Origin of the sequence: Paenibacillus agricola (genome assembly GCF_011440305.1) — a bacterium.
Classification (GTDB): Bacteria; Bacillota; Bacilli; order Paenibacillales; family NBRC-103111; genus Paenibacillus_S; species Paenibacillus_S agricola.
Genome location: NZ_JAAOIW010000002.1, coordinates 691729 through 713394, shown reverse-complemented (window position 1 = coordinate 713394; position 21666 = coordinate 691729). Strand labels below are relative to the sequence as shown.

Sequence of the window (21666 nt, the reverse complement as noted above, 5' to 3'; positions counted from 1 at the left end):
CTTCAACCATCTTAAACCTTCTCCTGAACCTCAATCACCCTGTACCCGTTCATCCTGTGCTCTTGTGATACGCTCTTGTAACGCATAAAGACCTTGTACAGTGAAATCATGTACAAGGCCTTTATTTGTTTTTCAATGGATCCCTGTTGCTTTCATCAACCAATCATTTCAACAATGCTCCGAACCAATAGAATAGGAAGAGTCGCAAATCCGAATAAACCGAACAAAAGACCTTTACAGACTGATTTAATGTTGTCCATGACGATCATCTCCCAATAATCAGAATCAATAATTATTCATGAATTGTACGAAAATTCTGATAATTTGTCAATCTATTTATTTGATCTTTATGAGCTTATCTCTTAGCTTTTTCCTAGGAGCAGGAGCGTTTCCCTATGGACTTTTCACTGTAGCCTTGCTGCCGCCAGCAGCCGGTGAGCTTAGCCCACCGATATATTGGTCATAGGCCGCATACATCTTAGCGGCGATCGGCGCAGCGCCAAACTTTCCGAAGCGTCCTTCAGGGACGACGACGGCAATGGCCAACACAGGATTGTCGATGGGGGCAAAGGAGATAAAGACAGCATTATCGACCCGTCCACCCGGGACATCCTGTGTCGAGGTGCCTGTCTTGCGGGCAACCGGGAATGGCAATTCATCGATCCCTTCCGCACCGCTTTTCATCCCGCGGATCACAACATCCCAGTAGTTGCTGGGATAATTAGCTTCCGTTAGCACCACGGGTTCATAGCCGCGCACCAAATCTCCATTAGACTTCGTTACCTTTTCCACGAATTGTGGCATCATCCGTTTACCGCGGCTGGCGAGTGTGGCGGCGAACTGGGTAAGCTGGAGCGTCGTATATTTCTCGTTCTGCCCCCACGAGGCATAAACCATGGCTGATTGGTAGCTGCTCGTTTTGGCATTTTTGAAAAATTCATTGGAGCCCTCGTACTCATTGGGCAGATTACTGCCGGTTTTCACGCCCAGCCCAAATTCAGCAAAATATTGCGCCCACACATCCAGCACCTTGGATTTTTCTCCGCCGTATTTGTTATAAAGCGGCACTCCAATCATCGCCGACATAAAGGTATTGGACGACACCTGAATAGCCGTTGTAGGGTTTAAAGAGCCATACGCATGCCCATCAGAGTTGCTTATGGTTCGTTTATCCTTACCAAATGTGAACGAGCCACCGTCGCTATAGGTGCTGTTAGGCGAGATGACATTCTCCATCAAGCCAACCAATACGGATAAGGGTTTAACCGTAGAGCCCATATAAACCAAGGAGGATGGATGCTTGCTTCGTTCCTTCTCGGGATAATCGGGATAGGAGGTCGTAATGGTGCCATTATTAATAAAAGGCATAATTTGGCTGTATTCATCATTGCTCATGCCGCCCGTCCAGGTGTTCGTATCATAGTCAGGCATGCTGGCCATTGCAACAACTTTGCCGGTTTGGACTTCCATTGCTACCGCATACCCGGATCTTGCGTTGGGCGCATAGTAGGTACTGCCTGCCAAGCGGCGGTTGCGAATAAATTCAAGATGCTCGGTAATAGCTTGCTGGGTAGCCAATTGCACATCCTTATCGATCGTAAGATGCAGGTTATGGCCTTTTTCCGGTGCTATCAGAGTGGCGGGTCCAATAATTTTTTGCAGCGCGTTGACGGGATACGATTTGAACCCTTTTTGCCCACGAAGCTCATCCTGGTACATCAGCTCCAACCCATCAAAGCCGACATCCTCCACCTCCAGATACTCATCTCCCCTATCCTTATAAAAGTTGAGGCCAGACACCGGGTTTCTTGCGGCATTATAACGTTTCATATAACCCACAAGCTGGGCAGAGATACGCTGAGGATCATACACACGGATGCTGTCCTCGAACACCTCAATGCCTGTAAGCTGGTCGCGGTGCTCTAACAGGAAAGCAATTTCTTTATTAGTAAGATCTGTTTTGATGCGGCGGGGAACGTAATAATAGCTGGGTTCCTTTGTCTTGGCTTTATCCATATCGAAGCCAACATCCATCAGCTTCAGAATTTCGGCGGCACTTAATTTCTTTTGCTCCGGCTTGCCGTAAAGGGAGAAAATTTTTTCAAGCTCTGTCGCCAGCTGTATAATATCGTCCTTGTTCGTTGCACGCCCTTCAACCCGGTAGTAGACCGATTGCATCGACCTCGATTGGGCTACTGGATAACCCGTCCGGTCGTAGATCGTGCCACGTATGGGCGCTATAGGACTGTTGCTGTTCGTAATCGAAGCGGTTTCTTCTTTTAAGTGTTTACTTTCGACAAATTGGAGGATGGCCAGACGGACAATCAGTATGGTGAAAGCCAAAAATGCTACGAAAAAAAACACGTTCAAACGGACGGAAAAATGCTTTTGCATCCTGTTTCTTTTTTGTTCGGGTGGTTCTTCCGCATATCGCGAAAAATTGTTGCCCATTTCCTCACTCCCATGCCCTTTATTCAGTCTGTAGTGTAGCCCAAAGCACGATGATCCAGAGAACAATAGCGGCAAGCAGGCCCAGCATGAGGTTGACAATGGCTCGGCGCCAGTCTTTTTGTTTACGTTTGCCGTTTCTTTGGTTTTGCATACCGCGTTCTCCCTTTTCTCTTTATTTTACCACGATAAGCTCTCTTACAGTGAATGGTTTTAAATAGGTCAGAAATGGATAATTGGGTTCGTTTAAGTTGATTAAATAAGATTACTTCGAGGTCAAATAGGATTGGCCATGCTTGAAAAAGGCGGAAATCCTCGTTTTTTTACAACCATATTAGATTATTTAAAGTTGACTGGCGGTGTACTAAGATTAATGGTGTTGCAGACGAACACACGTTATTACATGACAGGCAATATTACAGAGTTGGAGGAGAAGCGATTGAGCAAGGAAGCCGCAGCTTTGGTTCAGGCGAGGAAGGATGTTTATCCGAAAAGGAGCAAGGTATGGAGGACACTAAGCAAGGATCGATGGATGTATATGATGCTTGTGCCTGGGTTGTTCTACTTCCTCATCTTTAAGTACCTGCCCATAGGAGGGCTAGCGATAGCCTTTCAGAATTACCAGCCTTTTTTGGGATTTACCGAAAGCAAGTGGGTCGGATTTCATCATTTTATCCGTTTTTTCAATGAATCGGATTTCTGGCTGTTATTGAAAAATACGACGATTATTGGGGTTAGCAACATTGTGTTCTTTTTCCCGCTGCCGATTCTGCTGGCATTAATGTTAAATGAGGTCAGACATCTGGCGGTCAAAAGGTTTGTGCAAACCGTGACTTATGTCCCACATTTCATGTCTTGGGTGGTTGTCGTCAGCATCAGCTATATTTTGTTTACTACTGAGGGTGGTGTGGTTAATGATGTGATTGCTTCGATTTGGGGACAAAAGCTGAACATCCTGGCGAACCCCGATTGGTTCCTGCCTTTGTATATCGGGCAAGTGATTTGGAAGGAATGCGGTTGGGGCACGATCATCTTCCTAGCGGCACTGACCAGCATCGATCCCGAGCAATATGAAGCGGCACGTATTGATGGCGCAAGACGCTTGCAGCAGCTCTGGTATATCACATTGCCGATGCTACGGAGCACGATTGTGATCCTGCTGATCCTGAGGCTGGGCTCGTTTTTCGACACTGGGTTTGAGCATATCTACAGCATGCAAAATGCACTCAATCGCAACGTGTCCGAGGTATTCGATACGTATGTGTATATGGTCGGCATCACTCAAGGAAGCTTAAGCTACAGTACCGCAGTGGGCATGTTTACATCCATAGTCGGTCTGATTCTGGTGTATTTATCCAACCGGGTATCCAAAAAGCTTGGCGAAGAAGGTATATTCTAGAAGGCTATTCGAGAAAGAAAGGATGAAGAGGATGACCTATGAGAAGTCGATAGGAAGTCGACTGTTTGATATCATCAATTATGTAGTGCTGTTATTGTTCGCTATGGTGACCATACTGCCGTTTATACATATTATTGCCGGCTCCTTAACTACCGCCGAAGGGCTGCTGCAGAACAGCTTTGTGCTGATCCCTACAGATTTTACACTGGATGCGTACCGCTATATTTTTTCATCGGACAGTATCGCTAACAGCCTGCTGATTACCGTATATATTACCGCGCTGGGCACGTTGTTTAATTTGGTTTTTACCGTGCTGACGGCTTACCCTCTGGCTCGCAATCCGATTATGGGCAAGAAGCTGATCATGTTCTTGATTGTGCTGACGATTGTTTTTCGCCCGGGCATGATCCCTAATTTCATTGTGGTGAAATCGGCAGGGCTGCTGGACAGCATTTGGTCGCTCATTATTCCAAGCCTGATCAGCCCGTTTTACCTGATTATTACGAAAAATTTTTTCCAGCAGCTTCCGAAGGAGCTGGAGGAATCGGCGAAGATCGACGGGTATAACGATCTGCAAATTTTGTTTCGGATCTTTTTGCCGCTGTCCAAGCCGATGCTTGCGACCTTTTCGTTGTTTTATGCGGTAGCGAACTGGAATACCTTCATGCCTGCGCTGTTATATATCAACGATTCGACGAAATGGCCGATCCAGATTATGCTGCGCCAGATCGTGCTTTTGGCTGCAGGGGGAGCGGGCGCTTCCGATGCTGCGGGAGAATTTGCAGTACCGCCGTCGGTCAAGATGGCTGTGATCGTGGTCGCCACGCTGCCGATTATGCTGGTGTATATGCTGCTGCAAAAATATTTTGTCAGCGGTTTGATGGTAGGCTCTGTTAAAGGGTAGTACACAATGATGATTGAGAGAGGGGAAACAAAGATGAAGAAGTTAAACAGGAATTTGTTATTCGTATCCACATTGAGCGTAGCTGTTGGTGTATTGGGGGCTTGCAGCGCGGGGACTCCAGTGAAGCAGGAGGCTGGCGCCCAAGCGCCTGCCGTTAATCAAAAGAAGGAGCCGGTGAAAATTACGATGCTCAATGTATTTTATGAAGCGGAGGCGCCCAAAAAGGATAATCCGATTCTGCTGAAGGTACAGGAGCATACGAATACAGAGCTTACTATTACTTGGGTTCCAAGCTCGGCTTATAATGACAAGGTTGCCACGATGATGGCAGCAAACGATTTGCCCAAGGTGCTGATGGTCACCAACGATAAAGATCCGCTGCTCCGCAATAGCATCCGTTCGGGGATGTTTTGGGAGCTGGGGCCGTATCTGAAAAGCTATCCAAATTTGGGCAGCAAATTGGAGAAGGCGCAGCTAAGCAATTCCTCTGTGGATGGCAAAACCTTCGGTCTGTACCGGACGCGGGACCTGGCAAGAAGAGCGCTTATTTACCGCCAGGACTGGATGGAAAATCTGGGGATGAAGGAGCCGCAAAACCTCGATGAGGTTTATAACCTGCTGAAGGCATTCACCTTTAATGATCCCGACCGTAATGGCAAGGATGATACGATTGGCCTGGTCGATTACAAAGGGCTGGATAAGGCTACAAGTGTTGCCGGATGGTTTGGGGCTCCTAATGCTTGGAGTGCGGAGGGTACACCGGATTTTGCCACCGATGCGTACATGAATATGCTGAATTTTTATAAAAAGCTTTATGACGAGAAAATATTAAACCAGGATTTCGGGATTATGGAGGAAAGCCAAAAACATGATTCATTTATGAAAGGCAAAGCAGGCGCTAAGCTGCATATATTGGGCGACCTCCAGGATATCGGCAAGTTCGATCCGATGTTTAAGCTGTTTCCTACTGCCAAGATCGACGCGATCTCCAGATTTAGCGGCAATGACGGCAATCGCAGCATCGCAGAAAGCGGTTATACCGGCATCTTCCTGATTCCGAAAACTACAGTGAAAACCGAGGAAGAATTGAAGCAAATCCTCACGTATTTTGACAAATTGCTGGATAAGGACATGCAAAACCTGCTCGTTCACGGTGTTGAGGGTGTGGAATACAAGGTTGTGGATGGTAAAGCGGAGAGATTGAAGCCGGAGGACCCAACAAACCGCCGCGTGGGCTGGGAGCTGGGCTTGTACCGTGGAGACGCGATTCCGAAGGCTGTCATGAGGGCAGAAGAGGCCAAGGCGAATAAGATGCTGCTGGACAATGAAAAGGTGGCTGTTGTCAACCCATTTGCCCCGCTTGATTCAGCTACCTATTTGGAAAAGGGCGCGAAGCTGCAAAAGGGTATTGATGATGCCAAAATCAAGTTTATTATGGGTGTGATCGACGACAAGGGCTGGAAGGCTGCCATTGAGCAATGGCGCAAGGACGGCGGCGACAAAATGATCGAGGAATACAAAGCTGAATATGCCAAGCTGAAGAAATAGGGAGGGACAAGACCGATGTATGTGCGTGAGCAAGAACGTGAAATTGAGCTTATGGGTCATTATGATGTGGTTGTATGCGGAGCGGGACCGGCAGGTATTGCTGCCGCTTTGTCTGCTGCCGGGCAGGGACTACGGACAATTCTGCTTGACGCAGGAGGCTGCCTGGGCGGCATCTGGACCTCAGGCTGCTTATCAGTCATTCTTGATGTAGAGGGAAAAGGCGGTATCCTCGCCTTAATTAAGGCCAGATTGACCGCACTGAGCGCGGTATTACCCAGAGGCAATCAGGTGAATTTTGTTTATGATGTGGAAGCCTTGAAGGTATTGCTGGAGGACTTATGCACCGAGGCGGGAATTGAGGTGCTGCTGCATACGAGGGTAGTGGCTGTAGCCAAGGAGGGCAGCAGCATTCAAGCAGTACTTACGGAAAGCAGCCAAGGAAGAATGGGCATTGCTGGCAAGATCTTCATTGATTGCACCGGCAATGGAGATTTGGCAGCGCAGGCAGGCTGCGCATTCGAGTTGGGGCATCCAGAGACAGGCAGCATCCAGCCCGCCAGCATGCTGGCGATCGTCTCGGGTGTCCCCGAAGCCTTCACACAGATGCAAACCTATGAGAAAAAAAGAGAGTTCAACGACTTTCTGGACACCTATGGCATCGTGCCGAGCAACAAAGCCCCGACGATTATTGAGCTTCCGTGGGCAGGGCTTTGTATTTTATCGGTTAACCACCAGTTTCGTGTCCACAGCGATAAAATCCTGGATATTACGAAGGCTACCATCCAAGCAAGAAAGGAAATCAATACCATTGTCCAAAGACTCAGGGACGAAGCGGGCTGGAGCCAGCTTCGGCTGGTTACGACTCCTGCCCATATTGGTTTACGGGAAGGTCGGCGAATCCAAGGGGATTATATGCTGGGGCTTGCGGACATCACCTCGGGCCAAGCCTTCGGGGACGGCGTTTGCCTCGTCAAGTTCAAGGTAGACATCCATGCGATGGAGCCAGGCCAATCCCACGGATACGGGAACGGCGGGGTCGTGACCCAGCCTTACCAGATCCCCTACCGCAGCTTAATAGCGGCGGGTTTGGATAATCTCGGGCTTGCCGGGCGCTGTATCAGCGGCGATTTCTTCGCCCATGCTTCCTATCGCGTTACCTCCAATGCCGTCGCAACCGGGGAGGCGATTGGGTTTGCCGCTGCGGGAGCCATTGCCGGCGGCAACCGGTTCAGGGCCGTCCCGGGCGAGGAGGTCTCGCTTGAAATGAGCAAACGGGGTTATTTGCTCTAGCCGGGGGCTGCCTGTTCTAATATTAGCTTGTCTTTCTGCGAGACTGGCTGCGGGTGCATGGTATAATACAGGTATCAAAGATGTAGGCATCAATTCCCAACTGGAACGCTGGAGGTCATAAGGTGAGTCGGAATCGCACTAAAATTCTGGGGAAGCTGCGCTTATTTATTTTTATACTTGTTACCTTACCTGTGCTTGTCGTAAGCATTGCTTCATATTACCGCTCCTCAGATGAGATTGAAAAGAGGGTTGTCGAAGCGAACGTTAACGTGATGCTGCAAAACCAGATGCGCATGGAGCAGACGTTAAGGCTAATTGATAATATGGTTGTACCTTTCATTAAATCCACACTGTATGGTACGGCTATGGAGCAGGAGCTGGCCTCCTTTGATTTTCAGGTGTACGACCAGTTATTCGAAGGGATGCATAATCTGCAAAGGTATCAGCTACCGGTGCAAAATGTATATGTGATTAATCTGGACAAACAATGGGCGATCGATAACCGGGGGGCGTTCCCTCTGGACGATATCAAAAATGATGAGCAGCTTGCTGCCTATATCCAAACACCTCGCTCCAATTATTGGACCTATGAGGAGAAGAAATTGAAAAGCCCCCAGCGGGAGAACGGCTATGAAGCGATTGATGGCATCAGCCTGGTTGCCAAGGTGCCGATTAATTCGCCTAATCCGAAGGGACTGCTTGTTGTGCAAATTCCTCGTGATGCGTTGATCGAGATGATTGTATCGAATCTACGGGCAGACGGGGCCGCCATCCTTGATGGCAACAATAAGCAGAGTCCAGCGGAGGGTCTTGTCATTCTCGATGATAAATACCGAACGATCTTTAGCAATGATGCCTCTATGATCGGCAAGGATGTGTCCGTGCTTGGTTATGTCAACCAAATCAGGCTGGCCTCCAAGCCTAGCGGCTATTTCGAGACTCAGCTTAATGGGGATTCCATGGGCATCAGCTATGGAAGATCCAGCTACAACGGCTGGCATTACATCACGATGGTGCCTATTGAAGATATCCGCAAGGATTCCCGGTCGATCGGCTTATATACGATTGTCGTCAGCTTTATCATGCTGCTCGTGGCTTGGATTGTGGCGCTTAAGCTGACCGGAAAAATCTATAACCCGATCCAGAAGCTGTTCGATGCAATCAGAAGCAAGGATGGCGCGGAGCTAACTGCGGAGGATCGGGATGAATTGCAGGGCATCTATGAACGGTTTGATACGATGGCTAAGAACAATCAGCAAATGTCGAATGAGCTTAAGGAGCAGCTAAGGTATATCCGCGAGTATTATGTGCTGCGGCTGCTTAAAGGTCAGCTGTCCAAGATGAAAATCGAGGATCACCGCGGCTTGTTCCCGCATAGCCAGTCTTGGAAATGGATGAGTGTGCTGAACATTAGCGTGGATACCTTTGCGGAAAATGTGTATAAGAAAACGGATACCGACCTGATTTTGTTTGCGATCTATAATGTCGTCGGCGAAATCGTTCCAGCAGACCACCAGCTGTGCATCGTTATTGTGGATGAAGCGGTTCTCGTTGTGGTTGGTGGCAGGCAGGATACACAGTCATTGTTCAAAGCCTTCAAGGTAGCGATCGGCAACCAGATCCAGGATGCGCTGAAGGATGTTTTGAAAATTAGTGTCAATATCGGGATTAGCGATACCTACCAAGGGCTGGCAAATGCCCAGAAAGCTTTCCAGGAAAGCGTGGAGGCATTGAAATACCGAATCCGTTATGAGGATGAAGCGGTCATCTGCATAGAAGAGATATGGCCGGAGGAATCATCCTACATGACATTGCCGATGCAATTGGAGAACGAGCTGATCTATGCCATTAAATTCGAAGGTACAGGCACGGTCAAAGAATGCCTGCGCCAGCTTGTACGGGAAATTCGTAGCGCCGAATTAACCTACAACGAATACCAGTTTTGTTTGTGCAGGCTGGTCGTGAATCTGATGAATATGGTGCCCGAGCCAGGGGCGTATTTTCCGGAAATCTTTAAGGGGAAAATGCCGCTGCTTGAGCAAATCGTCCAGCTGAAGGCCGGCGAGGAGCTGGAAAAGTGGCTGATGGAGCAAATTTTGAGCCCATTAACCGCTTATTTTGATGCAGGCAAAGGCACCCCCAAAAAAAGGGTGTCAATGAAGCTGATCCATATGATCGAAGCGGAATTCGACAGCGACCTGACATTGGAGCTATGTGCTTCCAGACTGAACTATTCCCCGAATTATTTGCGGCGCTTGTTTCTGGAGGAAACCGGCGTCAATTTCGGCGAATATTTAGTGCGCTACCGGATGGATAAGGCGAAGCAGTTTCTACTGGAAACGGATATGCGGATAGCCGATATTGCCGATAAATTGAGGTACAGCAATTCGCAGAACTTCACCCGGCAGTTTCGCAAGCAGGAAGGGGTTTCACCCGGTGAATACCGCGAAGCGAATAAGGGGGAGTAGATATGAACGTTGTGCCAGATGGCGGCCGGGAGGTGATCCGGTTCAGGAGCCAGCATAAGGGCAGCTCTTTGCTGGACACATACGCGTGTTCAAACCTGATGTTATTGAGCGGCAGCGATTTAATAACGGGCAGCGGACGGTTATTTTTGGCAATGTGAACGGCTATACGAGCATCGGCGGTGATGTTGAATCGCACCACGCAGCAACTTGGAGCATTCCCCTAGGGATGCTCCTTTTCTTTTTACATAGCAGGAGCCTTAACTTTAAGCGTTTGTTTGAAAAAGCTTCCTGCGAAGTGTATAGTTTATAAAATGAAGATGTACTTAGAAGCATAAAAGTATAGGAGTCTATCCTGACTAAAGCTTGGAGGAGCCCGTCAATGCAGCGAATTTTATTTGTGAATACGGGGGGTACCATATCTTCTTCCCTTCGTGGTGGTGCCCTAACCCCGACCCAAACTGCTGAGGATCTGTTGCAAGCCGTTCCCGAGCTGCGTATGCTATGTGAGGTGGAAGCGATGACGCTGATGAGCCTGGATAGTACGAATATGCAGCCGGAGCATTGGGCGAAAATCGCTGATGAAGCAAGGGCGGCCTTGGAGGATTATGATGGCGTTGTCATTGCTCATGGAACTGATACAATGGCTTATACCGCCTCAGCCTTAAGCTTTATGATGGGCACTTTGGACAAGCCGGTTGTTATAACGGGGTCGCAGGATTCGATTATGGTCCAAGGAGGCGACGCCAGGCGGAATTTGCTGGATGCCTTTATTGCTGCATGTGGAAATTTAACGGGTGTGCTGGTCGTATTTGATGGCAACATCATAAAGGGCTGCCGCGCTTCCAAAGTCAGGACGAGAAGCTATAATGCGATAGAAAGCATTAATTATCCATACCTCGGACATATTGAAAATGGCAACATTCATGTCCATTCTGAAGCTCCTGGCATTTCTGGCGAAGCTGGATTTGGCAAGACGATGAAGGTTCCAAAGGAGCATCCTTTTAACAGCAGCTATTGTAATGAAGTATTGGTGCTGAAGCTTATTCCCGGAATGAAGCCTGAGTGGTTCGATGCGATTCAAGCAATGGGCTATAAAGGGTTAATTATAGAAGGCTTTGGTCTAGGGGGGATTCCTTTTCAGGAAAGAAGCCTGCTCGAAAAAATCGAAAATCTGGTCAAAAGCGGTATATGTGTGGTTATAACGACGCAATGCTTGTATGAAGGCTCTAACCTGAACATTTATGAGGTGGGGCAAAAAGCTTTGGAGGCGGGTGTGCTTTCCGGTTATGATATGACGACGGAGGCGCTTGTTACGAAAATGATGTGGGTTTTAGGACAAACCTCAGATCCTCTATTAATTGCCGAAATGATGGCAACTAATTTTGTGGATGAAATGGGGCTTGTTTTTGTAGGGCAAAACATCATAAAATAACCTTAAGAGCTTTGAACCTGTAAATAGTGGCAATTTGCTGTGAATGTTGGGGTCTAACCTCATTTAAAGGGTAATATGAAGGAATACATGTTTTTGATTGCAAAATTCATAAAAAGAAAGGCATCCACACAATGAATGAAACTACCGATTTATATACAGAAGCGATGGACGTATTAGCGGCTACCAGCCGGACCTTTTTTATACCAATCAGCCGCCTTGTTCCGGGACTTCAGGAGGCGGTTGCTTCGGCATACCTATGTATGCGTGCTATTGATGAGATCGAGGACGATGCTTCTTTATCCGCCGAGGTTAAGATGGGGCTGCTGCATAGAATCAGCGTGATTTTGAAGGAGCCTGCCATTGACGAGCCCTTGGCAGAGCTATTTAAGCCATACGAATCCGTGTTGCCAAGTGTTACGCTGCGAATAGGGGATTGGGTGAGATTTTGCCCAGTATCGGCCAGCCATGTGGTTCGGGATTCAACATCAACGATGGCCAAGGAAATGGGCGAATGGGTGGAAAAGGACTGGCAGATCCATACCAAGGAGGATCTCGACGGCTATACCTATAGCGTAGCGGGGGCGGTTGGCGTCTTGCTGTCGGAGCTATGGCAGTGGCATGACGGGACGAAATCGGACTATAACGAAGCGGTGGCTTTTGGGCGTGGCTTACAGGCCGTTAATATTCTTCGTAACCGCAAAGAGGATATGGAACGGGGCGTGGACTACTTTCCCGATAACTGGGGAACGGAGGAAATGTTTGCCTACACGCGTGGTAACCTGGCTTTGGCGGATCGCTATGTCGCTAATCTTACCCCGGGTCCCGTTTTTGATTTCTGCAAATTACCATTGGCGCTTGCCCATGGGACACTTGCTGCCTTAGAGGCTGGTGAAGAAAAGCTTAACCGTGCCGCGGTTATCGAAATCGTGAAGCGGGCAAGTGAAGAGTAGCTATTATATCCTACCAATAAGAAAGTTATTTGATATGCTTTATTAAGAAAAGAGGCTGGAGCTTAAGTCATTCGACTTGAGCCCCAGCCTTTTTGTACCGCTATTGTCCCATACGGGTCAATGCGCCTTCAAACGAAGTATCCACCTTGTCATCGCCACATAAGTAACGCCAAAATTTGGCGGTTTGGATTTGGTTGACACGAGCCTCATCACCGCACCAAGGATGGTAGGCTTTCTTGAATACGTCGCGTACCTCCTCGCTGTTATAACCATCGGTGTTAAACAGGCTGCGCTGCTCCTGGCCGGGGCGAAGCCGCAGCTTGAACACATAGCGGGTTTCGTCCGTATGGTTCGGCTGTGCACAATGCCAGATACCATGGTGGAGGAAGCCAATTGTGCCGGCTTTGGATACCATGCGTTGCTGGCCGACGATGTTTTTGTAGCGGCCAATGCTGCCGTTACTTACTTTGCGAAGATGCGAGCCTGGAAGCACCAAGGTGGGCCCCATCTCATCCGGAGCATCATGGGAGAAGTAAAACGCCTGGATATCGTAGCCGAATGGGCGTGTATCAATCACGGAGTCAGCATGGTAGCCTTGCCCCTTAAGATGCTTGGCACGAACGATATGCATGAAGGAATGATCATAAACCGGATATTGGCCAACGAAGCTCTGGATAGCACCCTTTACCTGCGGCAGCTCGAATATATCCTGGATTACCTGGGATTCATTCCAATAGGTAGAGCCATTGCCTTGAAATTCACGCTGTTCCTTGTATGCGGCTTCATTCAATTCCTGCGGAACGATTTCATCCAGTCGGATAAAGCCGTTGACTGCGAATTCAGCCATTTGCTTAGCGGTAAGCAGATGCTTCTTCTCTATGCTACTCATCGATTGTCACCTTTCTTTCCAATACATATTCGTAAGGCAGATGCCCTTGGTCATGCTCGAAGCCACTGCGGAACACTGGCATGGACGGAAGCTGGATCAAATTCCAGCCATCACGCATGGCGTCCAGCACCGAGCCATATAACGGCTCATTGGAATCGCCTGTGTTCATCTGCAACTGTCCTTTAGGAATGGTACTGTCATACAGCGCCCAAGCAACTGTGCGGGATTCAAGATCGGGATCGCTGGAATGCAAAATCAGAATTTTTTGGCGGGTCGAGCTCATGAGTAGTCCTCCTTAGAGTTTTGCTTTAGCAAAACTTACTTCGCAAGCATTTGCTGAGTTTTGCTTTAGCAAAACTTACTTCGTAAGCGTTTGCCGAGCTATGTTTTGTTGATATCTGTATTGTAGTATGCAGCGGCAGGGAAGTGGATGTATGATAGTAGCATAGGTTTGCACAATACTAAGGAGTTATTCATCCAGTGGGGGGCATTATGGATCAAGATAAGCTACAGCTACAATTAATCCGCAGCTATTTAGATAGTACACAGATCATGATGCAGATGGCGCATTATACGAAGGTTGGGCCGAGCTGGCGGGAAACACATGTGATGCCCGATGTAAACCGGCTGTATTACATACGCGAGGGGAGCGGGTGGATCCATATTCGCGGCAAGGATTATTATCCGCAGCCGGGCCAATTGTACCTGCTTCCGGCAGGTATGAAGCTTTCCTATGCCCGGGATGATGAGAATCCGCTTGGCAAATACTGGTGCCACTTCTCGGCCACAGTAGGGGATATTAACCTGTTTCAAATGCTGGAGCAGCCGCATTGGATTCAGGTCCAGGATGAGGCGCAGTTGGAGCAGAGGTTTCAGCAACTAATCGAATTAAACAGGAGCAATAGTGTGACCGCTCCCTTGCGGATCAAGTCGATTTTATTGGAGATTATATCCGAATATATCGAGCAGTCCTCGGAGCAGCTGCACTTGGCGGCTACCACGAGCACCTCGAAAATTAATAGCGTTTTATCCTACATCGAGGGTCACTTATCTGAGCAAATGTCGGTAGATGAGCTGGCGAGGCTGGTACATTTCCATCCGAATTATTTTATGCATTATTTTAAATCGATGATGGGCCTCTCACCCATTGCCTACATTAACAAAAAAAGATTAGATAAAGCGCGCCGTTTGCTTACCACGACCGAGCAGTCGATTTCAGCGATCGCCGACGGCATTGGGATGGAGCTGTATTATTTTTCGCGTATCTTTAAAAAACAGGCAGGCATGTCCCCTACGGAATACCGGAAAGCTTCTGGAAAAACATATGTACCAAAGGAAGAGGAAGTGTAGCTTCTAGTTGTCTGGTGACCTCGGATACTCAGATAGACCCTTCACAACGAGCTCGTCTGCCTTGCTCTTAGTCCGGTTCCATACGGTCAGGCTTATGGCAGTGATCCAGGAAAGCGAGGAGAAGGTATTCTATTTTAATAACCAAATTAAATCCCAATTTCTCCTTTACATCAAAGAGATATTAGGATTATTTGCTTTTAAATCCTTATATTGGAAATATTAGTTTTCGCTGGGTTGTTGCAATGCCTGAAATATATCTATGAATCATGAAACCAATGTTGCTAGCTTCCGTATCACATTTTAATAGACGCTTTACTCAAGACGCATTATCGCAATTGAATAGTTACCCCAACCACAAAAGGGGAGTAGCTGCCACATTAAAGTCGTCATCACGAGAACGGACGTTCTTGGGCTTTATAGGTATTGCCGATAGAGGCACTGTTAGCGAGACCTTTGCCTAAAAGGGCTAGCTTTTGGAGGGGGCACTAGACGGTAAATCTATCATTTTAATTAGGGGGATATTGAATGGACTTCGGATTGTTATTAGAATATGGATGGGTGCTTTTTGTATTGATTGCGCTGGAGGGTCTGCTCGCGGCCGACAACGCGCTTGTAATGGCGATTATGGTCAAGCATTTGCCTGAAGCAGAGCGTAAGAAGGCTTTGTTCTATGGTTTGGCAGGCGCGTTTGTTTTCCGCTTTGTTTCGTTGTTCGCGATTTCGTTTTTGGTGAATGTCTGGCAGGTCCAAGCCATCGGGGCGCTCTATCTTCTGTTTATTGCGCTCAACCACATATTCCGTAAGGTCATCGTGAAGAAAGGCGAAGATTCCGCAGTCAAGAGTTCGGGGAAGGAACCAAAGAAAAGCGGATTCTGGCTAACCGTTTTCAAGGTTGAAGTGGCGGATATCGCTTTCGCGATCGACTCGATTCTGGCAGCTGTCGCGCTGGCCGTCGCATTGCCGGCAACTAGCTTGCCACAAATTGGGGGTATAGATGGCGGTCACTTTATCGTTATTTTCCTAGGTGGATTTATCGGCCTTGTCATCATGCGCTTTGCAGCGAATATGTTCGTGAAGCTGTTGGAGAGCAGACCTGCTCTGGAAGTCGCCGCTTTCTTTATCGTCGGTTGGGTCGGCGTTAAGCTAGCGGTTCATACACTTGCACATCCATCGCTGCACGTCATCCCGCATGACTTCGCGGAATCGGCAGGCTGGAAACTAACATTCTACGTGGTGCTTCTCCTCATCGCCGTAATCGGTTGGTTCCTTTCTGGCAGCAAGGAGAAGGAAAAACAGGCGATGAAATCGGCTTAAGTGGAATGGATTTTATGGTGGCTCATGAGAACTTTGCTCCGAATGTGCATAGTCCCATTTCACTATTTTTTCGATCAAATTTCTCGTAGTCATGCCGTATCGGTTAATAAATACTCCACTTTGGGCGCTATTTAAATGGCGTTTCCGCATCTTTGGATGAGGGGAATCTCCAAACTGTCACCCATGGGATTTTAAGGGCTATGACCCGTTGGGTACTCCCATCGTACCGAGGCGCTCGTTTTTTTGCAAAGCGGTAATTTAACACTCTACAGGAATGTTAACGGGACACTTTAGTTCAATAAAAGAAGTTCTACCCAAAGAAACCACTCCATTTTGAGGAGTGGTTTCTTCTTTATATGGATATGTAAATCTTTTGGTTAAATGATACTTTGTGTTTAGACCATTACGGTGAACCATACAACAAGCCACACTGAATTGCTTCAACGAAACTTGGAGCAGATAGACCTCAAGGCATATAGTCCTTTGCTGTTTTCGCGGTTTTTTCCCATATCACAGACAAACACCATGGTCTAAAAAAGTAAATCTGAATAAAATATGAAATGTAGATCATATCCTTTCATATTGGAGGTTGTTCGGGTGAAACAAATGGTCGGTATTCTGCTTGATAACAAAACGTATGCGGGGATCACCCGCAAAAGATCGGATTATGAGCATATCGGACTATATAATAAAGCTACCAACCAATTAGGTTTAAAGCCTCTTTATATGTCCTTAAACCATACGGGAAAAAGAATAGCGTCAGGATACACATACTCGGCAGGTCGTTTTCAGAAAGTGAGGCATAAAATCCCCAAAGTGATTCATAATCGAGCCATGACATTGACCTCACAGGGGAAGAAAAGGTTAGAGCAACTCGCGAAGACGAGCACGATCTTTAACCGGACCAATCGTTTCGACAAATACCGAATTTATAGGCTGTTATATCGAAATCCTTCGCTTCGTACTTATCTCCCTAAGACGGTACACTATTCAAAGTCCAATTTAGTGAAAGCCATGGGGGCATACTCTGGGCTTTTTATAAAACCTTCAAGCGGGAGCGTAGGTGACGGCATTATTAAAATCTCAAAAATATCTAAGGGTAATTGGTACATTTTTCAGAAAAAAGGTAAGCCAACGAAAAATACATTTAGACAAACAGTCAAGTTCATTGAACGGTATGTGGGCACTCGGATTTATCATATCCAGGAAACCATCCAGTTATCGACCTATAAAGGCAGGCCCTACGATCTTCGAGTTTCGGTACAGCGAGGGAGGACAGGTACATGGCAGGTAACAGGGATAGTAGGTAAGGTGGCAGCGGTAGGGCGCCATGTCACCAATGTAGCCAAGGGTGGGAAAGTCAGAAGATACGAAGAGCTTTTCCAGTCTGGGGGGCTTCCAGTTGAAACCGTAAAAAATGAAGTCCATCGAGTGTCATTAGAGATCGCTAACTATTTAGGGAAGCATCTACCACATCTTGCCGATATAGGGTTGGACATGGGGGTAGACCCGGATGGGGCTATCAAATTCATTGAAATGAATGGTAGAGACCAGCGGATTTCCTTTAAAAAAGCGGGCATGCATGCTACATTTTATAAAACCTACCTGAACCCACTTCAGTATGCCAGCTCATTGATGAAGCCCAAAAAATCACTAAGGCCTCGTCCTAATTCATAGAAATAGCGCAAATTCCCAAGTGGTGAAATTCGAAAAAATCCGTGGTTAAGGCGATGTCGGGGGGAAATGCTTGCGAAGGCCAGAATGCTTGGATGCAACCGGTGAAGCTGCCATTATGTAGCTATGTCAACATTCTTAGGAGTAGTTTAGTCACAACATATGAATTGTTCCTATCTACTGGCACGGCACTTGCTTAGGTATGCTGCGGGGTGGGCGAGTACAGTTCCCTTCTATTTCTAGCTGGATAAGATAAAGTGCTGACCTTAACCCACGTCGTATGATCCTGCAGGCGGCCACTGATCGTTTTGCTTCTGGATGTACCCTGCGGCGCCCCCAGCGAGGCGCCGCAGCCCCGCGTCAGCAACCGATCATTTGTGTAAGGCACGCTTTAAAGCCGTATTATATTCCTTTACAATTCTCTGGCTGATTTCAGCAGTAGGAAAGTATTCCTCAAAGCCGTGAAAACATCCGGGGTATAAATGAAACTCTGTTGGCACACCGGCCTGCGTTAGCCTTAATACATAATCGATTGTTTCATCACGAAATGGATCTAAGTCACCAACACATGTGTATGTGGGTGGAAGTCCTGACAAATCGGTTGCACGAGCTGGAGCAGCATATTGGGATACTTCACCGTTTTCCCCTAAATACATTTCCCATCCCAATTGGTTTTTTGCTTGATTCCATACTCTTTCATCTGTGATTTCATTACTGGACTTGGTAATGTTCCGATCATCAATCATTGGGTAGAGAGGCATTTGGAATATTATAGAAGGACCCTTTCGATCTCTGGCCAAAAGGGAGACGGCAGCCGTTAATCCACCGCCGGCACTGGGACCAACTACTGCGATTCTAGATGAATCACCCCCCAGTTCTTCAGCATTTTCAGAGAACCATTTGAGTGCAGCATAACAATCTTCGAGTGGAGCCGGAAAAGGATGTTCTGGAGCCAGTCGATAATCCACGGAAACGATCACGCAATTGAGTTCTGTTACTAGTTGTTGCAAGGCAGGGTCCATCATATCAGCAGAACCAAGGATATAGCCACCACCATGAATATATAGAACACCTGGAAGGGTTTCTTCCTTCACTCTTGGTTCATAAATTTTGATCCGGACATCTGGATCCCCTTCTGCTCCTGGAACGTATCTCTCTGATGTTAGAACTGCATCATTAATGGGCAGCGATGCAACCATACCAGCAAGCATCTCGTTCATCTCTTTCCTTTTGGCAGCTAAATTCTCTTGGGTATAAATTACTTCTGGTAGAACTGAAAACATTTGTTTAAGTTCCGGGTTCAATTTTTTCTCCATAATCCAACCATCCTTCGTTAACAGTGTTATATATTGCTTTTCAATGTCTACTAACGGTTTGGTTTAAGTCACAAGTAATCTATTCGTGCCTTGTCCTCTGTATTCACTTTGATGGCAAGTTTGAAATAATTGGCAATGTTTATGTTTTAATCCTTTCCATGCATATTTAGCCATGCTGTTTGCCCCATCAGGTTCCGCATGGTAGTCATGTACTTTTCTTCCGACTGGGTCCATCTCAGTTTAGCCGTTTCTTCCACGTCCGGACCTGCAAGAAAGCGCAGTCGGTCAGACTCATCGCAGGCAGCAGCGTAAACCTGATCCGCAACCTGGTTCTCATCCGCATTATCAAATGGATAGTTCATCATCGATTGCATCATGTGATCAAAATAAGGCTTGTACGATTGTGGAATAGGCATGTCTTGGGTTGCGGACATGGTGTTCGACGAGAAGCTCGTAGTTAGCATGGCCCCTGGTTCCACAAGTTTGATGGAGATATTTTGCGATTCAAGCTCGTACGATAGCGATTCCGACAGCCCTTCGATTGCATGCTTGGTCGCGATATAGACCGCCAGAAGTGGGTTTGAAGCAAAGCCCATGTTCGAAGTGATATTCACAATGGTTCCGCCGCTTTGTTCACGAAAATATGGCGTAATTGCCTGAATGACATTCATGACACCGAAGACATTGGTCTCAAAAATCCCGCGGATAACATTCATAGGTGTTGCTTCAAAAATCGAGAGGATGCTGACTCCAGCGTTGTTCACAACGGCGTCTATCTGGCCGAACCTGGCGATCCCTGCCGCAATCGCCGCCTCAATGCTGGCGGGCTTTGTAACATCGAGCTCGGTTACGAAAATCCGTTCGGGATTTTCCGCTGCCAAGCGCTGATCCGGTTTGCGCATCGTCGCAACCACATTCCATCCCTCATATGCAAACTTCCTAGCTGTCGTATTTCCCAATCCGGTCGAACATCCAGTTATCAACACCGTTTTTGTCTTTGAACGATCTCCTTAATAATAATTTTTTGTTGTTTCTATCTTTAGCTTACTGGGTTGAGGTGGCTCTAAGTCAATTCCATATAGCTACTCCTTATTGGTAAAGGATTTATTTGACTGGACGTAAGTTCGGATTGTAAAATAGATTAGAGTAACTCTAACCCTAAACAGGCGGTGAATGATATCTTATGGCTTATACTGTTAAGGAAATTTCGGAAAAAACGGGCATAACTCCGTATACACTACGTTTTTATGAGAAAGAAGGCGTGTTGCCAATTGTTGACCGAGATGCGAATGGGGCGCGCATGTTTAGTGAACACTACATCGATTGTGTTGAGACGGTACAAGCCCTGCGTTCAACAGGTTTACCTCTGGCAGAAATAAAACAATATGTGGAGCTTTATAAGAATGGGAATAGTACATTGCAACAAAGGAAAAAGATGCTGGTACACCAGAAAAGCAAAGTAGAGGAACAAATACCACTTCTAATAAAAACACTGGAAAAGATCAATTACAAGTTGGCGTTAATCGATGCCCAAGAAAATAAATTTGAAAAGCTGCCATAGCTTTTTCAATTATGTTAAATGCTCTACGAGCTACCCCTGCTTCGCACGAGAAGATCGGATCAGATCGACCAACAAATAGATAATTGGAATCATTCCAGTAATGAGTAGAAAGGTTATTTCTCCGTGACTAAATAATTCTTCGAATTCCGAAGATGACCTGACCATATACAAGGATAAGCCAATCACTATAGCCGTCATCGAGAAGGAGAACGGCTTGTGATCCTTTAATGAGAAGGTATGCGTTAAACCGCTAACAGCTACATAGATAAACAAACAAACTTTGATAAACAAACTGGATACCCAGATCGCAATAAGTACAGGATCCAAATTCTCAAAAGTAGATCCGGCTCGGATATTCCGTATCAGTTCAAGCTGAGGGTAAGGCAGGTTAGCAGTTAAGTCAGGGCCGAAGACCAAAATAGCCGGAATCAGGTTGGTTAAAATAATAAATACCGATGTAACTGATGCCCATCCCAACGACTTCATCGTTTTTTTATGATTCATGAAATACGGAAATAAAAAGGGGATGAACGCCATTTCTGAATATAGAGCTGTTGTAATATAAGTACCGCTCCAAATCCCCTTCAAATCATAATGGTTTAACATCGCTATCGCCCTAGGAAAATTGAGTTCCTGGAACACAAAAAAAGGAACAATCAGTGCACCAGCTGCACTTAAGTAAAAGATTCCCTGGGAACTGAGAAAAATCGTTTCAACTCCAGAACGAACAGCATAAGCAAGACAAATTCCGAACAAGACCGAAACAGCCCATCCCGGTGTAGTGGGCAAATAAACTTCGATTATAAATTCCTGCAATTGTCTTAAAACAGTGGCTGCAGAAAACAAGAAAGAAAAAAACATCGTAAAGATCAGAGGATAGTGCAGCCATTTCCCCAAAATATCCTTGCCATAATTCCCAATAAATTGAGTCGGTCTTCTGATGGCCAGCCTAAAGGATAAATACGTAATCACAAGCCCCCCGGCAGCGCCCAATAGCAAGGATAACCAGGTCGTATAACTGGCATTCCTGACAAGGGTACTCGTGAAGAAACCAAGTGTGGTTGTAAAAAGAAAATGGGAAAACAGCATGAAAATTTGTGATTGGGATACTCGCTCCATTGTG

At 46.8% G+C, this 21666-nt stretch carries 20 protein-coding genes; 12 read left to right on the top strand and 8 right to left on the bottom strand.

Annotation, left to right across the window (positions count from 1 at the left end):
• Positions 1-393: 393 nt before the first annotated feature.
• On the bottom strand, positions 394-2394 hold the full coding sequence (locus G9U52_RS07685; protein WP_166148240.1) for a peptidoglycan D,D-transpeptidase FtsI family protein: 2001 nt from the start codon (positions 2392-2394) through the stop codon (positions 394-396).
• Between the two features lie 76 nt (positions 2395-2470).
• Positions 2471-2602, bottom strand: coding sequence for a hypothetical protein (locus tag G9U52_RS40825; protein ID WP_279538566.1), 132 nt, complete (start codon positions 2600-2602; stop codon positions 2471-2473).
• Positions 2603-2851: 249 nt separating this feature from the next.
• Between G9U52_RS40825 and G9U52_RS07680 the strand changes: the two genes are divergently transcribed.
• From G9U52_RS07680 to G9U52_RS07645, 8 genes are all read left to right on the top strand, one after another.
• Positions 2852-3847: an ABC transporter permease gene (locus tag G9U52_RS07680; RefSeq protein ID WP_166148238.1), complete on the top strand. Its 996-nt coding sequence runs from the start codon at positions 2852-2854 to the stop codon at positions 3845-3847.
• A gap of 31 nt (positions 3848-3878) precedes the next feature.
• Positions 3879-4751: a carbohydrate ABC transporter permease gene (locus tag G9U52_RS07675; RefSeq protein WP_166147926.1), complete on the top strand. Its 873-nt coding sequence runs from the start codon at positions 3879-3881 to the stop codon at positions 4749-4751.
• 33 nt (positions 4752-4784) lie between these two features.
• Positions 4785-6299, top strand: a complete 1515-nt coding sequence (locus G9U52_RS07670) for an extracellular solute-binding protein (protein ID WP_166147924.1) — start codon at positions 4785-4787, stop codon at positions 6297-6299.
• 15 nt (positions 6300-6314) lie between these two features.
• On the top strand, positions 6315-7589 hold the full coding sequence (locus G9U52_RS07665; protein ID WP_166147922.1) for an FAD-dependent oxidoreductase: 1275 nt from the start codon (positions 6315-6317) through the stop codon (positions 7587-7589).
• Between the two features lie 122 nt (positions 7590-7711).
• Positions 7712-10057, top strand: a complete 2346-nt coding sequence (locus G9U52_RS41325; RefSeq protein ID WP_166147920.1) for a helix-turn-helix domain-containing protein — start codon at positions 7712-7714, stop codon at positions 10055-10057.
• Positions 10058-10059: 2 nt separating this feature from the next.
• Positions 10060-10215, top strand: coding sequence for a hypothetical protein (locus tag G9U52_RS07655; RefSeq protein WP_166147917.1), 156 nt, complete (start codon positions 10060-10062; stop codon positions 10213-10215).
• A 221-nt stretch (positions 10216-10436) separates the two neighbouring features.
• Entirely contained in the window at positions 10437-11489 is a 1053-nt protein-coding gene (locus tag G9U52_RS07650; RefSeq protein WP_166147915.1) for an asparaginase, read from the top strand.
• A 131-nt stretch (positions 11490-11620) separates the two neighbouring features.
• Positions 11621-12439, top strand: coding sequence for a squalene/phytoene synthase family protein (locus tag G9U52_RS07645; RefSeq protein WP_166147913.1), 819 nt, complete (start codon positions 11621-11623; stop codon positions 12437-12439).
• A 100-nt stretch (positions 12440-12539) separates the two neighbouring features.
• Here the strand turns inward: G9U52_RS07645 and G9U52_RS07640 are convergent, their stop codons facing one another.
• Entirely contained in the window at positions 12540-13328 is a 789-nt protein-coding gene (locus tag G9U52_RS07640; protein WP_166147911.1) for a phytanoyl-CoA dioxygenase family protein, read from the bottom strand.
• Positions 13321-13611 (bottom strand): hypothetical protein, encoded by a 291-nt coding sequence (locus tag G9U52_RS07635; protein ID WP_166147908.1) that lies wholly within the window; start codon positions 13609-13611, stop codon positions 13321-13323. The genes G9U52_RS07640 and G9U52_RS07635 overlap by 8 nt, the downstream gene beginning before the upstream one ends.
• A 209-nt stretch (positions 13612-13820) precedes the next feature.
• Between G9U52_RS07635 and G9U52_RS07630 the strand changes: the two genes are divergently transcribed.
• From G9U52_RS07630 to G9U52_RS07620, 3 genes are all read left to right on the top strand, one after another.
• Positions 13821-14678, top strand: a complete 858-nt coding sequence (locus tag G9U52_RS07630) for an AraC family transcriptional regulator (RefSeq protein ID WP_166147906.1) — start codon at positions 13821-13823, stop codon at positions 14676-14678.
• Positions 14679-15203: 525 nt separating this feature from the next.
• Positions 15204-15992 carry a MeeY/MeeF family manganese export membrane protein gene (locus G9U52_RS07625; RefSeq protein ID WP_166147904.1) on the top strand — a complete coding sequence of 263 codons (789 nt, stop codon included), beginning with the start codon at positions 15204-15206 and terminating at the stop codon, positions 15990-15992.
• A gap of 606 nt (positions 15993-16598) precedes the next feature.
• A complete protein-coding gene (locus G9U52_RS07620; protein WP_243767217.1) occupies positions 16599-17669 on the top strand; it encodes a YheC/YheD family endospore coat-associated protein in 1071 nt (356 codons plus the stop codon).
• Between the two features lie 193 nt (positions 17670-17862).
• Here G9U52_RS07620 and G9U52_RS39165 read toward each other — a convergent pair whose 3' ends face one another.
• From G9U52_RS39165 to G9U52_RS07610, 3 genes are all read right to left on the bottom strand, one after another.
• Entirely contained in the window at positions 17863-18054 is a 192-nt protein-coding gene (locus G9U52_RS39165) for a hypothetical protein (RefSeq protein ID WP_207952832.1), read from the bottom strand.
• Positions 18038-18982 (bottom strand): alpha/beta hydrolase, encoded by a 945-nt coding sequence (locus tag G9U52_RS07615; RefSeq protein WP_166147899.1) that lies wholly within the window; start codon positions 18980-18982, stop codon positions 18038-18040. Before G9U52_RS07615 ends, G9U52_RS39165 begins: the two co-directional genes overlap by 17 nt.
• 146 nt (positions 18983-19128) lie before the next feature.
• Positions 19129-19968, bottom strand: a complete 840-nt coding sequence (locus tag G9U52_RS07610) for an SDR family oxidoreductase (RefSeq protein WP_166147897.1) — start codon at positions 19966-19968, stop codon at positions 19129-19131.
• Positions 19969-20165: 197 nt separating this feature from the next.
• On the opposite strand from G9U52_RS07610, the gene G9U52_RS07605 reads away from it, so the two are divergent.
• Complete coding sequence (locus tag G9U52_RS07605) at positions 20166-20543, top strand: MerR family transcriptional regulator (RefSeq protein WP_166147895.1); 378 nt, start codon at positions 20166-20168, stop codon at positions 20541-20543.
• A 30-nt stretch (positions 20544-20573) separates the two neighbouring features.
• Here G9U52_RS07605 and G9U52_RS07600 read toward each other — a convergent pair whose 3' ends face one another.
• Positions 20574-21662 (bottom strand): GerAB/ArcD/ProY family transporter, encoded by a 1089-nt coding sequence (locus tag G9U52_RS07600; protein WP_166147893.1) that lies wholly within the window; start codon positions 21660-21662, stop codon positions 20574-20576.
• Positions 21663-21666: the final 4 nt, after the last annotated feature.

What these genes read in the sequence shown, in the direction of transcription:
- G9U52_RS07630 (WP_166147906.1), top strand. Translation starts at nt 13,821, where the DNA reads ATGGATCAAGATAAGCTACAGCTACAATTAATCCGCAGCTATTTAGAT.
- G9U52_RS07655 (WP_166147917.1), top strand. Translation starts at nt 10,060, where the DNA reads ATGAACGTTGTGCCAGATGGCGGCCGGGAGGTGATCCGGTTCAGGAGC.
- G9U52_RS07675 (WP_166147926.1), top strand. Translation starts at nt 3,879, where the DNA reads ATGACCTATGAGAAGTCGATAGGAAGTCGACTGTTTGATATCATCAAT.
- G9U52_RS07615 (WP_166147899.1), bottom strand. Translation starts at nt 18,982, where the DNA reads ATGGAGAAAAAATTGAACCCGGAACTTAAACAAATGTTTTCAGTTCTA.
- G9U52_RS07640 (WP_166147911.1), bottom strand. Translation starts at nt 13,328, where the DNA reads ATGAGTAGCATAGAGAAGAAGCATCTGCTTACCGCTAAGCAAATGGCT.
- G9U52_RS07620 (WP_243767217.1), top strand. Translation starts at nt 16,599, where the DNA reads ATGGTCGGTATTCTGCTTGATAACAAAACGTATGCGGGGATCACCCGC.
- G9U52_RS40825 (WP_279538566.1), bottom strand. Translation starts at nt 2,602, where the DNA reads ATGCAAAACCAAAGAAACGGCAAACGTAAACAAAAAGACTGGCGCCGA.
- G9U52_RS07685 (WP_166148240.1), bottom strand. Translation starts at nt 2,394, where the DNA reads ATGCAAAAGCATTTTTCCGTCCGTTTGAACGTGTTTTTTTTCGTAGCA.
- G9U52_RS07605 (WP_166147895.1), top strand. Translation starts at nt 20,166, where the DNA reads ATGGCTTATACTGTTAAGGAAATTTCGGAAAAAACGGGCATAACTCCG.
- G9U52_RS07600 (WP_166147893.1), bottom strand. Translation starts at nt 21,662, where the DNA reads ATGGAGCGAGTATCCCAATCACAAATTTTCATGCTGTTTTCCCATTTT.
- G9U52_RS07650 (WP_166147915.1), top strand. Translation starts at nt 10,437, where the DNA reads ATGCAGCGAATTTTATTTGTGAATACGGGGGGTACCATATCTTCTTCC.
- G9U52_RS07645 (WP_166147913.1), top strand. Translation starts at nt 11,621, where the DNA reads ATGAATGAAACTACCGATTTATATACAGAAGCGATGGACGTATTAGCG.
- G9U52_RS07680 (WP_166148238.1), top strand. Translation starts at nt 2,852, where the DNA reads ATGACAGGCAATATTACAGAGTTGGAGGAGAAGCGATTGAGCAAGGAA.
- G9U52_RS07670 (WP_166147924.1), top strand. Translation starts at nt 4,785, where the DNA reads ATGAAGAAGTTAAACAGGAATTTGTTATTCGTATCCACATTGAGCGTA.
- G9U52_RS07625 (WP_166147904.1), top strand. Translation starts at nt 15,204, where the DNA reads ATGGACTTCGGATTGTTATTAGAATATGGATGGGTGCTTTTTGTATTG.
- G9U52_RS07635 (WP_166147908.1), bottom strand. Translation starts at nt 13,611, where the DNA reads ATGAGCTCGACCCGCCAAAAAATTCTGATTTTGCATTCCAGCGATCCC.
- G9U52_RS07665 (WP_166147922.1), top strand. Translation starts at nt 6,315, where the DNA reads ATGTATGTGCGTGAGCAAGAACGTGAAATTGAGCTTATGGGTCATTAT.